A 13,159-nucleotide genomic window follows, 5' to 3' on the forward strand; every position below is an offset into this window, starting at 1 on the left:
CGTACGCGCCAAACGGGTGTTATAAGCGCCTGTCAGACCCCCACGTCAGTAGAGCATGTAGTTCCGGGTCATCTGCACCGGAGCCTTGGTGAGCGGAACCAGACGCACTCGTCCGCACGCATCGGTGGAGCGCCGAACCGTGACCCACTTCCATCCGCTGGTGCGCGACCAGGCACTCACGGTGCCGACCTTCGAGCTGCCCAGGAAGACGTTCATCTTGCCCTGACCCGGGCCCTTGAACACGCGGACGCGGACCCCCTTGGCGCAGTACGCCCCGTTGCTGCGCTGCGTGCCGAACCGCGTCGACACGTAGGCGACGGCGGGGCCGTCGGCGGACCCGTCGAGGTGCAGGCCGGTGATCAGGTTGGGCTGGCAGCACCATGACCAGGTCTCGGCGGCCCGCATCGGCGCGTGCGCGCAGCGCCAGCCCGTCCACGCCGAGGTCAACCCCGCCGCGTCCTTGGCCCGAACGCGGAAGCAGTCGACGGCACCGGGGTCCAGGAGACCTCGGACCGAGGTCCGCGACGGGTAGAGCCACGTGCTGGAGCCGTCCGCCCGCCACACATAGCCGGCCGCGCTCATCTTGGCTCGGCGCGTCGGAGAGGTGCTCCACGGTGCGCTCTTCCGCTGCACCTGGAACCCGGTGACGCCCTGGTCGTCGCGCGCTGCGTACGAGAACGCGGGGGTCCACTGGATGATCCCTTCGGTCTTCACCGGCAGCCACGTGGAGATCGTGGCCTTGGTGATCCGGGGCGCGGTGTTGGCAGCTGCCGGAGCGGCGGTGAGCAGGGTGGCGCCGAGAAATCCGAGGATGGCGAGGGCGATAAGACGGGTCGAGCGACCCGGACGGGGAGACATCTGGAGAACCTGCCTGGGGGAAGGCACGAGGCGTGCCGGTCGACGCTGACGAACGTTCAGCGGACGTACCCTAGCGGGCATCCCGCCGGTGGCTGCCCGGGGTCGGTGCTTGCGTCAGGAGACCAACCAGGCCGCGTACGCATCGAAGGAGTAGGGCCGGCCGAGGAAGTCGGCGACCAGGTCGGCGGCGTCCTTCTCGCCACCGCGGGCGAGCACGAGGTCGCGGTAGCGGCCCGCCACCTCGGGGTCGAACAGGTTGTCGCGGTCGAAGGCGCTGAACAGGTCCTTCGCGATGACCAGCGACCACATGTAGGTGTAGTAGGCCGACGAGTAGCCGCCCAGGTGGCCGAAGCTGGCGAAGAAGTGGGTGCCCTCGAGGTAGGGGTAGGGAGAGTAGGCGGCCTGGAGCTCCTCGAGCCGCTTGGTCAGGTCGTCGGGCTGCTCCTTGTGGAACCAGTAGGAGATCGCGGCGTAGAACATCTGCTGCCGTGCGTGGTAGCCCTTGCCGAAGTCGTCCGCGGCACGCATCCGGGCGACCAGGTCGGCCGGGATCGGCTCGCCGGCCGCGTTCGTGGCGAAGGTCTGGAGTACGTCGGCGTCCCAGGCCCACTCCTCGAGCATCTGGCTCGGCGCCTCGACGAAGTCCCACTCCGTCGCGACCCCGGAGAAGCGCGCCCACTCGCCCTGTCCGCCCAGCACGTGGTGGATCAGGTGGCCGAACTCGTGGAAGAGGGTGACCACGTGGTCGTGCTCCATCAGGCCACGGGAGAAGTTGCAGACCAGCACGCCCTCGGGGAGCTGCCGGCCCTTCACGCCGGGGGCGAGGTCGAACTGCGCGGCGTGCTTGTACTTGCCCTCGCGGGGGTGCAGATCGAGAAAGATCCGGCCGAGGGGCTCGTCGCCGTCCTGCCGATAGACGTCGAAGGCGCTCACGTCCTCGTGCCAGGTGACGACGTCGGAGACCGGCTCGTAGCGCAGCCCGAAGAGCCGGCCGGTGACGTCCAGCAGCCCCTGGTGCACCTTCGCGAAGTCGAAGAACGTACGCACCACCTGGCTGTCGACGTCGTACTTCTCCTGCCGCACCAGCTCCTCGTAGTAGAGCGCGTCGGCGGCCGAGACCGCGCTGGCGCCGCCCCCGGAAATGGGTGCAGTGTCGCGGTCGTAGCGGTCGAGGAGCACCTCGAGGTCACGCTTCATCCGCCCCTCGGCGGCACCGGCGATCTTGTCGATGAACTCCGGGATCGCCGGTCCCTCGCCGATCATCTTCACCGCGGCGTCGAACGCCGGCCAGTCCTCGTAGCCGACCAGGTTGGCCAGCTCGTGACGCAGCGCGAACATCTCCTTCAGGACCGCTTCGTTGTGCGGCCAGCCGCGCTCGAGCCCGGCCACGGTGACGGCGCGACGGATCGCGGGATCCTTCACGAACATCCGAGCGGGAAGCGCGTCGGGGTAGTCGGTGGTGATCTCCACCAGCCCCTTGTCGTTGACCGGGTGCGCCTCCAGCCAGTCGGCGGGCATCCCGTCCAGCTGTTCGGGTGTGGCCAGGGTGATGCGTACGTCGTCCCGGGCCACCCGGGAGAACTCGAGGTTGAGCTCGGTGAGCCGTTCGTTGATCTTCGTGAGCCGGGACCGGGTGGCGTCGTCGCGGTCGACACCGGCACGGGCGAAGTCCTGCAGCGTCTTCGCCAGGAGCCGCTCGGCCAGCGGGTCGAGCGCCTCGGTCTGCTCCGTGGGGAGGTCGGCGAAGACGCGGTAGAGGGCCTGGTCCTGGGTGAGCTCGGTGCGCAGCCGGTCGACCTCGACCTCGGTGTCCTCGCACGCCGTACGGACCGCCTCGACAGGGTGAACGTTGGCGAGCAGCCCGGCGAGGCCACCGAGCGAGCCGAGCTCGAGGGAGAGCTCGTCCCAGGCCCTCAGCACCTCGATCGCCTCGCTCGGCGGCGCGGTCCGCAGCTGCTCGGCCAGCTCCCGCACATGGGTCAGCGTCGTGGACGTACGCTCCTTGACCCAGCTCTCCGCGGCGTCGGTCTCGGGCAGGGCAAGCGGCTCTGGCGTCATGCGGCAAGCCTGCCACGACCTGAAACGCTACGCCGCCGAGATTCGGCGAAGCGTTCCAGGTGCGATGCTCACTCCTCCGTCGGGAAGATGTTGGGGAACCGGTGAACCTCCTGCGGCCAGTCGAGCGCGACCGTCAGCCGACCCGCCCAGTGGCGCGCTGCGTCCTCGTCGGGGGCTTCGATGACGCAGAAGCCACCGAGGTGCTCCTTGGTCTCGACGTACGGGCCGTCGGTGAAGACCGGCTCGCCGTCCTTGGCCTCGACGTTGAAGAGCGCGGTCGAGGCGTCGAGGGCTCCGTTGCCGTAGACGTAGACGCCTGCGGACTTCATCTCCTCGATCACCGCCATCGAGGTGTCGCGCTTCCGCTCGAGCTCCTCCATCGTGTGCTCGGGAACCCACTCGTCGTTGAACACGATCAGGTATTCGGGCATGCGTATCGTCTCCTCGCCTCACGGGCGGTCCGGTGACCGCCGCTCACTCCTTCTACGAACACACCTGCCTCGATCCGACAGCCTCGGACGAAATTCCGTCAAGTACGTCCGAGCTGGTCCCTGCGCCTGGTCAGCAGCGCGACCTCGGCGGCGTTCTCGGCGAGCTCGATGGCCTTGTCGTAGGCCGCGCGGGACTCACCGCTGCGGCCGAGGCGGCGCAGCAGGTCGGCGCGGGTGGCGTGGAAGGCGTGGTAGTCGTCCAGGCTGGACCCCAGGTGCCGATCGATCTCGGCGAGCGCGACCTCGGGCCCGTCCAGCTCGGCGACGGCGATCGCGCGGTTGAGCCGGACGATGGGAGAGCCGTCGACCCGGATCATCTGGTCGTAGAGCGCGACGATCTGGGACCAGTCGGTGTCGCGGGCGTCGCGCACGGAGGTGTGGACCGCGTTGATGGCGGCCAGGATCTGGTAGCGACCGGGCCGCGGACCACCGTTCGCGACGACGCCGAGCCGCTCGCGCACCAGCGCATGACCCTCGGCGATCAGCGCGAGATCCCACGAGCCGCGGTCCTGCTCGTCGAGCCGGACCAGCTCGCCGGTCGCCGAGATCCGAGCCGTACGCCGCGCCTCGATCAACAGCATCAGGGCCAGCAGGCCGGCGACCTCGCCGTCGTCGGGGAGCAGCGCTCGGACCAGGCGGGTCAGTCGGATGGCCTCGAGGGTCAGGTCGCCGCGTACGGGATTCTCGTGGTCGCCGGAGGAGAGGTAGCCCTCGTTGAAGACCAGGAAGAGGACGGCCAGGACGCCCGAGACGCGCTCGGGGAGGTCGGCCGCCTCGGGGACCCGGTAAGGGATGTGGGCCGCCTTGATCTTGGTCTTCGCGCGGGTGATCCGCTGGCCCATCGTGGTCTCCTGGACCAGGAAGGCCTTCGCGATCTCGGGCACGGTCAGGCCACCGACCATCCGCAGCGTCAGCGCGATCCGCGCCTCGGGCGCGAGCGCGGGGTGGCAGCAGGTGAACAGCAGTCGGAGCCGGTCGTCCTCGATCGCGCCGAGAGGCTCGTGCGGGGTGTCATCGTGCATCGCGACGGCCTCCTTCTGCTTGTCGTCACGCTTGGACTCGCGGCGGATCCGGTCGATCGCGCGGCGGTTGGCGGTGGTGGTGAGCCAGGCGCCCGGGTTGGGGGGTACGCCATCGAGCGGCCAACGCTCGACTGCGACCGTGAACGCCTCGGCCGCGGCATCCTCGGCGATGTCGAGGTCGCCGAAGCGCCTGGCGAGGCTGGCGACCACCCGTGCCCACTCCTCGTGGTGGGCCCGGGTGATCGCCTCGTCAATATCCGTCAACGGTGGTTCACGCCTCGGGGCCGGTCTGCATCGGGCGCACCTCGACCTTGCCGAGGCAGGCCGCGGAGGCCTCGCCGGCCAGCTTGAGCGCGACGTCGAGGTCGGGGACGTCGATGATCCAGAAGCCGGCCATGTACTCCTTGGCCTCTGCGTAGGGGCCGTCGGTGATGACCGGCTTGTCTCCCATGCCGTCGACGACGGTGGCGGTCTTCGCGGCATCGAGACCGTCGGCGAAGACGAAGTAGCCCTCCGCCTGGAGCTTGTCGTTGAACTTCCCGGTCGCCTCGAACGAGGCCATCATCTCCTCCGGCGAGGCGTAGCCGTAGTTCTCCTTCTCGTAGTCCGAGTCGGGACCCCAGACGGACATCAGGTACTTGGCCATGGTGCTCACTCCTTTGTGTCGGACGGCCTCGGTGGCCGCCTCTCACCCTTGCTACGAACGTCTACACCCCGATCCGACACCTCTCTTCGGAATTTCTCCAGGTAAATTCATTCCTTTAGCATCGGTAACCATGTCGACGACCGCACAGCGATGAGCATCACCGCCAAGCTCAAGGGTGCCGTCGCGGACACCCGCCCCCTCCAGGATCCGCACTTCCGGCGCCTGTGGATCGCCGGGATCATCACCATGATCGGCGCGCAGCTGACCGTTGTAGCGGTGCCGGCCCAGATCTATGCGGACACCGGCTCCTCGGCGTACGTCGGGCTGACGGGTGTCTTCGGGCTGGTCCCGCTGATCGTCTTCGGCCTCTACGGCGGCGCGCTCGCGGACCACTTCGACCGGCGCACGATCCTGATGGTCTCGACCATCGGGCTGATCGGCACCAGTGCGCTCTTCTGGCTCCAGTCCGCGCTCGGCAACACCAACGTCTGGCTGCTGCTGTGCCTCTTCTCGGTGCAGCAGGCCTTCTTCGCGGTCAACTCGCCGACCCGGAACTCGCTGCTGCCCAAGATCCTGCCCGCCCACCTGCTCCCGGCCGCCAACTCGCTGCAGATGACGGTCTTCCAGGCGGGTGCCATCGCGGGACCGCTGGTCGCCGGCGTGATGCTGCCGTTCACCGGGTTCACCTGGCTGTACGCCATCGACACCGTCACCCTCTTCGCGACGCTCTACGCGGTCGTGCTGCTGCCGAGGCTCCCCGTCGAGGGCGCGGTCGCGAAGGTCCCCGGGCTCCGTTCGGTGTGGGACGGGTTCGCCTACCTGCGGCATCAGCCGGTGCTGATGATGAGCTTCGTGGTCGACCTGATCGCGATGGTCTTCGCGATGCCACGGGCGCTGTTCCCGCAGATCGCGCACGAGTCCTTCGGCGGCCCCTCGGACGGCGGGATCGCGTTCGCGCTGCTCTTCGCGGCCATCCCGGCGGGGGCGGTGATCGGTGGCATCTTCTCCGGCTGGGTCTCGCGGATCGAGGCCCAGGGGCGCGTGGTCATCTGGTGCATCGCCGTGTGGGCCCTCGGGATCACCCTGTTCGGGCTCACCGTCGGGTTCGCGGATCTCGCTGTGGACAAGCGCACCACGATGCTGATGCTGGGCCTCGCCGTGTTCTTCATGATGGTCGCCGGCGCCGCCGACGTGGCCTCCGCGGCCATCCGGATGTCGATCCTGCAGTCGGCGGCCGACGACAACGTACGCGGCCGGCTGCAGGGGGTCTTCACGGTGGTCGTCGCGGGTGGCCCGCGGGTGGCCGACGTCCTGCACGGAGGCGCGGCGGCCGTGGTCGGCACTGCGATCGCGACCACCGGTGGTGGCCTGCTCAACCTCCTCGGGATCGCGCTGTGCGCGCTACTCGTCCCGAGCTTCCTCGCCTACCGGGTCAACCGGAGCGCTCCCGCCGAGAACACTGTCCTCGACCACGAAGGCTCGAAGTAGGTCCGCGAGCAGCTCGGGCTGGTCGATCGGCACCAGCGTCGAGGAGTCCTTGACGATCTCCAGCCGCGCGTCGGGATAGTGCGCGGCCAGGCGCGGGCCGTGCTCGGCGGGCATCATCGTGTCCTGGTCGGCCCAGACCACCAGCACCGGCTTGGTGAACTTCTGCTGCCCCTCGGCCAGCTCGAGCAGCTCGTCGCGACCAGGTGCGCCGCCGGCGAACTTGATGAAGTCGCGGCGGATCGCCCGGTCGGTCAGCGCCGGCGCGAACCAGCCGTGAACGAGGTCGTCGTAGAGGTGGTAGCTCTTGTCGACCGACATCCCGCCGTAGCCGGAGCTCATCTGCCGGAAGCTCTCCATGCGGAACAGCTGCAGCGCGGCGGTGAACAGCGGCGGCATCTTCGAGAGCACCGCCAGCGGCCTCGCCGCCTTGGGCGGGTAGTTGTCGAAGGCCTCGCACGCCACCAGCGCCAGCCGCGCGATGCGGTCGGTGCGGTCGGCGTTGATCAGGAACTGGCCACCGCCCCAGTCGTTGAGGACCAGGGTGACGTCGTGGAGGTCGAGCGCGTCGAGGAAGTCGCCGAGGATGCTCGCCACACCCTGCTGGCTGAGGTCCGCGTCGGGCCGCATCGGCTGCCGGTGACCGCCCAGCGGGAGCGTGGGCCGGATCACCCGGAAGCCACCCAGGTAGGGCAGCGCACGGCGCCACACACGGCCGTCCATCGGCACTCCATGGAGGAGTACGAGGACAGGTCCGTCACCGCCGGTATCCTCGAAATCGATCGGACCGGCCGACAGCTCGACGCTGGGCATTCAGTGGGCTCCTCGAAGCAATGGCGTGGGGTGCCCACACCTTGCCCCCAGGGGAACCCCCGTGCAACGGGAATCGCCCAATTCCCTGCGCATCTGGGTATATCGCAGGTCTTAGGTCCCTGAGCCGCTAGGGCCGTCTTATACGCCCCAGGGCTTCTGGTCGAGTCCGACGGGATCGGGCTCAGAGTCCGACGGGCAGGTCCTCCGCGGCGGCGAACGCCTCGATCCCCTTGGCCGGGCCCCGCTCGTCGATCGTCTCGATGAGAGCGGCGAGGTCGTCGCGACGGTCCTGCGAGACGAGCCAGGCCATCAGGCGCTGGCCACGCGGGACGGTGGTCTCCTCGAAGGGGACCCCGGCGTCGTACCAGAACTCCAGGACGGCGCCGCGCAGCAGCGACCAGTAGCGGTCGGGGTCCTCGGTGGTGGGGTTGACCGACGCCCGGAAGTGCTCCCACATGTCGATCGGGAGGATCTCCGTGCGCAGCGTCCGCATCAGCTTCGACGAGCCCGAGCCGGCCACGAGGTCGACGGTCTGGCGCTTGGTGGTGATCCGCTCGAGCAGGTTGGCGATCTGGGCGCGCTTCTGGGTCGCGGAGGACAAGTCGGAGCGGACCCGCCAGTCGTAGACGACGTCGGTGAGGATGTCGAAGTTCCTGGCGGCCAGGAACGCCTGGGTCAGGGCCACCTGGTCCTGGTAGCGGGTGCGCTCGGGGAAGGTGATGTCGTTGTCGGTCCAGAAGGACCGCCGGAAGATCTTGTTCCACACGAACACGTCCGCGAGCATCAGCGGGGCGTCCTCGATCCGGCATCTGAGGCGTGTCCGGGTGTGGTTGCGGCGCATCAGCGGGGTGACGTACCTCCGCTCCTCGCCGTTCACGAGGGTGACGCGCTCGGCCGAGCCGACGACGAAGTCGGAGCCCGTACGCCGCAGCGTCTTCACCATCGAGCTCCAGGCGTCACGGGGCAGGATGTCATCGGGGTCGACGAAGGTGAGCAGGTCACCGGTGGTGGCCTCGATCCCGGTGTGACGGGCGATGGAGACGCCTGAGTTGGGCTGGGAGATCAGCGTGACCCGGGGGTCCTTGGCGGCGATGCCCTTGACGATCTCGGCCGACCCGTCGGTCGAGCCGTCGTCGACGACGACCACCTCGAGGGCACAGACCTCGCGCAACGGCTGGTGAAGGATGCTGTCGAGGCTGTCGGCGACATAGTCGGCCACGTTGTAGACAGGCACGACGACGCTGAGCAGCCTCGGCTTCCTCCTTCTGAATCCCCCCACGCGCATCAACTCTAATTGGGTGCGCATCAACGCGTCCTAGCGATGGTGAGCGTGTCGACCTCGGAGCCGTCCGTGGCGATGACTTCGAGGTCCAGCCTCGCCTGCCCCTGGGCGTCGCGCGGGTGGGCATCGAAGAACGCGACCGAGTGGGTCGCGTCGCCGACGGCGCGGTAGGTGGTGGGCTCGGGGATCTTCAGGCCGTGCGCGTCGGTGTAGTAGGAGAGCACCGGCAGGACGTCGGGGTAGGTCGAGCCGCCACCGCCGCCGGCGGTGATGTAGATCGTCCCCTGGTTGGTGCTGACCGTGGAGCCGCGCGGCGCCTCCTGGACCGGCTTGCCGTCGCGCATCAGGTGGGTGCGCTCGTAGCAGTGGTTGTGGCCGTTGATCACGACGTCGACCTGGTAGCGGTCGAAGAGCGCCTCCCAGCGGTCGCGGATGCCGCCGTCCGAGGCGTGCGCGATGTTGGTGCAGTAGGCGCACTGGTGGAAGCCGACCAGGATGAAGTCGATGTCGTTGCGGCCCCGGAAGTCGGCGAGCTGCTGCTCCAGCCAGCCGTCGAGGGTGTCGCCGAGGTATCCCGCGTTCCGCGTGTACTCGTACGTCGCGTCGTTGCCGTCGAGGGCGATGAAGGCCACGTTGCCGCGGACGAAGGAGTAGGTCTCCTGTCCGCCGCCGGCACCGTTGCCGGGGTGTCGGAAGCGAGCGCGATGGCCGTCGTAGCCGAGCTCGCCGTTGCCGTTCTCCATCTCGTGGTTCCCGACGACGGTCATCCACGGGATCCCGTTGGCGCTGGGCTGGATCTGGGTCAGGAGCTCGTCCCAGACACCGAAGTCCTGCTGCGTCTTCCTGCTCTTGCCCTGGCCTCCGGTGTCGGCGTACGCGATGTCGCCGACGACGAAGGCGAACTCGGCGCCCTGCTGACGGATCAGGTTCACGTTGCGCGCGGCGTCCTCGGCCACGCCCATGTCGCCGAAGGCGGCGAACCGGAAGGACCTCGTGGCCTTCGGGGCGGTGGTGAACGAGCCCCTCGTCGGGGAGCCCCCGTCGTGGCTGAGCCGGTAGTAGTAGCGCGTGCCCGCTCGCAGGTCGCTGAGATCGACGTGGTGGTAGACGCTGTCGACCCGGATCGTGGAGAGCGACTCGGGTCGCAGGGTGAGGCCGTAGTCAGGCGTCACGCCCAGGTCGAGCCGTGGCGCCTGCACCGACCCGGCGGTCGACCAGGAGACGTTCATCTGCTTGACCGGGTCGGCACCGTAGGACAGATGTACGCCGGTGGCCGGCGCGGCCGACCTGGCCGCCTGTGTCCACAGCATCGGGCCGGCGACGACGCCGGCACCACCGATCAGGCCGGCCTTGAGCAAGGTGCGCCTGGAAGGGGCCAGCGCGGTGGGGCCAATGTGGGGGCGATCGGTCACGGGAGGATCAACGCATAGGTAGGCGAGACGTTAGGCCACGTGCGGTGTCGCCGGGGTGAACGAGTGGTGATCGTTCGTCACACGGCAACATGAGATGCGGCCATTTGTGCGCCGAAGGCTGCGTTGTCGCGTACCAGCGCGATGTTGGTCGCCAGGGAGTCACCGCCGGTCAGCTCGACGATTCTGGCGAGCAGGAACGGGGTGATGTCCTTGCCGTGGATGTCGCGGGCCTCGGCGTCGGCGAGGGCCTGGTCGATGTGCTTCCCGATCACCTCGGCGGGGATCTCGTCGGCGGCCGGGACCGGGTTGGCGATGACCAGGCCGCTGGGGAGGCCGAGGTCCCAGGTGGCCTTCATCACCGCGGCGGCCTCCTCGGGGCCGTCGATGCGCAGCGGCGCAGCGAACCCGGAGCTGCGGGAGTAGAAGGCCGGGAACTCGTCGCTCCCGTTGACCAGGACCGGCACCCCATAGGTCTCCAGGGTCTCCAGGGTCAGGCCGATGTCGAGGATCGACTTCACCCCGGCGCTGACCACCGCGACCTGGGTGCGAGCGAGCTCGGTCAGGTCGGCGGAGATGTCGAAGGACGTCGCCGCACCCCGGTGTACGCCACCGAGCCCTCCGGTCACGAACGTCCTGATCCCGACCATGGCCGCCAGGCGCATGGTGGCCGCGACCGTGGTCGCGCCGTGGAGACCGCGGGCGACGACGTAGGGAAGGTCGCGGACGCTGACCTTGGTCACCTCGGGGTCGGAGGCGAGCAGCTCGAGGTCGTCCTGGTCGAGGCCGGCGCGCGGAACGCCGTCGAGCAGCGCGATCGTGGCCGGGACGGCGCCGTTGTCGCGCACGATCTGCTCGACCTCGGTGGCCATCTTGACGTTGTCGGGATAGGGCATGCCGTGGCTGATGATCGTCGACTCGAGCGCGACGACCGGTCGGTCCTCGGCGAGCGCCGTGGCGACCTCCTCGGTGAGCCTCACCTTCACGCGAGCTCCCGCACGAGGGTCTCGTTGAGGTCCATCCGGACGGTGTCGTGGGTGCCACAGGTCAGCGCTGCCGCGGCGTGCCCGAACCGGGCCGCCTCGACCAGGTCGACGTCACGGAGGACCTCGTGCATGAACGCGGCCAGCATCGCGTCGCCGGCGCCGGTGACGTCGACGACATCGGTCGGCACAGCGGGAAGCTCCTGGTAGACGTCGTTGTAGCTGATCACCGAGCCGCGGGCGCCGAGGCGCACCCAGACGACGCCGACACCGCGGTCGTGCAGCGAGTGGACGGCCTTCTCGATCTCGGCATCGGTGCCGGCGGGCAGGTCGGTCAGCGCCGCCAGCTCGGCCTGGTTGGGTGTGACCAGGTAGAGCTCGCGATCGGCCCGGATCAGGTCCCGCGCCCGCCTCGCCTTCGACACCGAGACCGGGTCGAACCCGACGGGCACGCCGAACTCGCGGGCGAGGTCGATCGCCACGTCGGCGGTGCGGACCGGGATGTTGCCCTCGACGAGCACGCCACGAGCGTTCTTGATCAGGTCGCGGGCCGCCTCCACGACCAGCGGGGAGAACTCGTCGGTCGCGGCCATGTCGGCCACCGCGACCACCAGCTCGCCGGAGGAGTCGAGCACGGCGTTGTAGGTGCCGGTACGTACGTCTGCCCGGCGTCGGACGTAGGTGCAGTCGACGCCGACGTCCTCGGTGTAGCTGATCACCTCGTCGCCGATCGGGTCGTCGCCGACGACCGAGACCAGCGCCACCGAGTCACCCAGCCGGGCGAGGTTCTCCGCGACGTTGCGGCCCACCCCACCGGGCGAGAGGCCGGCGGATCCGGACATGCTCGAACCCATCACCACCTGCTCGTGGGCCCGAGCGTGGAGATCCATGTTGGAGCCGCCGATCACGACGATGTCTGGCGGAGATTGCGGATTCATCACTTGAATCGTAAGTGGGGTGCTCAGATCTCGCCCCCTCATAAAGTATGAACTTGACGCGAGGGGTGATGACGCAACCTGGTCGAGCTAGTACGTCAGTCGGTCGGCGCCGCTTCCTCCGGCAAGCTTGTCGGCTCCAGACCCACCGATGAGTCGGTCCTGACCATCTCCTCCGGACAAGGTGTCGTTGCCGGATCCACCAGAGAGCCAGTCCCTGCCGACGCCACCGAAAACCTCATCGGCGCCACCGCCGGCCTCGACCTCGTCATTGCCGCCCTCACCCCAGATCCGGTCGCCATCGCCACCACCCTTGATCACGTCGTCGCCGGACGATCCCCAGATCCGGTCGCGCCCGTCCTCCCCGATGAGCCGGTCGGCCCCGGCGCCTCCGTACATCCTGTCGTCTCCGCCGACACCGTAGAGCCCGTCGTCACCGGCACCGCCGTAGAGGTGGTCGTGGTCCGCCCCGCCCACGAGGAAGTCGCGACCGAGACCTCCGTAGATGCGGTCATTCCCCGGCCCCGCCCAGATCGCGTCGTTGCCGGCGCCGCCGTAGACGAGGTCGTTCCCCGCACCGCCGTAGACGTCGCCGCCGCTGCGGGATCGGACGTGGACCGTGTCGGCGCCGTTGCCCCCACTGATGTAGGTCCAATTGTTGCTGCCGTAGATGGTGTCGTTGCCGTTGCCACCGTAAAGCTCGGGCCCGGAGTACTCGACGATGCCGCCGTAGATGACGTCGTCACCATCGCCTCCGTAGATCTTTCCGCGCGGGCCGTCCTCCAGACGACAGATCGTGTCGTCGCCCGCAAGGCCGTAGGTTTCGGAGCTCTCGTAGCCGGTGAGGATGACGTCGTCGCCGTTGGTCGGTCTCTCGCCGTACCTCATGTCGACGGTGACCGTCTTACCGCCGCAGGTGGCGCCCCCGGCGGCAGCGGCGGGCCCGAGGCCCATAACGACCACGGCAGCGGGAAGAACAACAGCAGCGGCCACGGCGTGGCACCAACGAAAACGCATGAACGAGCTCCATCTATCCGAACGAGCGAGTCGAGCAGTCACCTCGTCCCGGACACGACCGATCTGCGAGCGGGACGCTAGCAGCGCAGGCGTGTCGGCAGGGGTGAACCCGGCGTCCGTTCACAACCTGTGCCCGACGCGAGGAGCACCAGTGCCCTCG

General features: G+C 68.8%; 12 protein-coding genes. 1 reads left to right on the plus strand and 11 read right to left on the minus strand.

Annotation, left to right across the window (positions count from 1 at the left end; translation table 11 throughout):
• Window positions 1–45: 45 nt before the first annotated feature.
• The 5 genes from BLT25_RS06765 to BLT25_RS06785 form a co-directional block, all read right to left on the minus strand.
• Window positions 46–858, minus strand: a complete 813-nt coding sequence (locus BLT25_RS06765) for a hypothetical protein (protein WP_091043520.1) — start codon at window positions 856–858, stop codon at window positions 46–48.
• Window positions 859–972: 114 nt separating this feature from the next.
• Window positions 973–2,916, minus strand: coding sequence for a M3 family metallopeptidase (locus BLT25_RS06770; RefSeq protein WP_091043523.1), 1,944 nt, complete (start codon window positions 2,914–2,916; stop codon window positions 973–975).
• Window positions 2,917–2,984: 68 nt separating this feature from the next.
• Window positions 2,985–3,347, minus strand: coding sequence for a YciI family protein (locus BLT25_RS06775; RefSeq protein WP_091043525.1), 363 nt, complete (start codon window positions 3,345–3,347; stop codon window positions 2,985–2,987).
• 98 nt (window positions 3,348–3,445) lie between these two features.
• The gene (locus tag BLT25_RS06780; RefSeq protein WP_091043528.1) at window positions 3,446–4,693 is read right to left on the minus strand and encodes an RNA polymerase sigma factor; all 1,248 of its coding nucleotides are present in this window, start codon (window positions 4,691–4,693) and stop codon (window positions 3,446–3,448) included.
• A gap of 7 nt (window positions 4,694–4,700) precedes the next feature.
• Window positions 4,701–5,075, minus strand: a complete 375-nt coding sequence (locus BLT25_RS06785) for a YciI family protein (RefSeq protein ID WP_091043531.1) — start codon at window positions 5,073–5,075, stop codon at window positions 4,701–4,703.
• Window positions 5,076–5,225: 150 nt separating this feature from the next.
• Between BLT25_RS06785 and BLT25_RS06790 the strand changes: the two genes are divergently transcribed.
• On the plus strand, window positions 5,226–6,563 hold the full coding sequence (locus BLT25_RS06790) for an MFS transporter (protein ID WP_091043533.1): 1,338 nt from the start codon (window positions 5,226–5,228) through the stop codon (window positions 6,561–6,563).
• Here the strand turns inward: BLT25_RS06790 and BLT25_RS06795 are convergent.
• From BLT25_RS06795 to BLT25_RS06820, 6 genes are all read right to left on the minus strand, one after another.
• Entirely contained in the window at window positions 6,477–7,373 is an 897-nt protein-coding gene (locus BLT25_RS06795; protein ID WP_091043535.1) for an alpha/beta fold hydrolase, read from the minus strand. The genes BLT25_RS06790 and BLT25_RS06795 overlap by 87 nt on opposite strands.
• Window positions 7,374–7,554: 181 nt before the next feature.
• Window positions 7,555–8,679, minus strand: a complete 1,125-nt coding sequence (locus BLT25_RS06800; protein ID WP_091043538.1) for a glycosyltransferase family 2 protein — start codon at window positions 8,677–8,679, stop codon at window positions 7,555–7,557.
• Window positions 8,679–10,067, minus strand: a complete 1,389-nt coding sequence (locus BLT25_RS06805) for a metallophosphoesterase (protein WP_091043541.1) — start codon at window positions 10,065–10,067, stop codon at window positions 8,679–8,681. Before BLT25_RS06805 ends, BLT25_RS06800 begins: the two co-directional genes overlap by 1 nt.
• Before the next feature lie 77 nt (window positions 10,068–10,144).
• Window positions 10,145–11,050 (minus strand): pseudouridine-5'-phosphate glycosidase, encoded by a 906-nt coding sequence (locus BLT25_RS06810; RefSeq protein WP_091043543.1) that lies wholly within the window; start codon window positions 11,048–11,050, stop codon window positions 10,145–10,147.
• The gene (locus BLT25_RS06815; RefSeq protein ID WP_256328481.1) at window positions 11,047–11,985 is read right to left on the minus strand and encodes a carbohydrate kinase family protein; all 939 of its coding nucleotides are present in this window, start codon (window positions 11,983–11,985) and stop codon (window positions 11,047–11,049) included. Before BLT25_RS06815 ends, BLT25_RS06810 begins: the two co-directional genes overlap by 4 nt.
• 87 nt (window positions 11,986–12,072) lie before the next feature.
• The gene (locus BLT25_RS06820) at window positions 12,073–12,999 is read right to left on the minus strand and encodes a calcium-binding protein (protein WP_091043547.1); all 927 of its coding nucleotides are present in this window, start codon (window positions 12,997–12,999) and stop codon (window positions 12,073–12,075) included.
• Window positions 13,000–13,159: the final 160 nt, after the last annotated feature.

This window comes from Nocardioides sp. YR527 (genome assembly GCF_900101045.1).
GTDB lineage: Bacteria > Actinomycetota > Actinomycetes > Propionibacteriales > Nocardioidaceae > Nocardioides.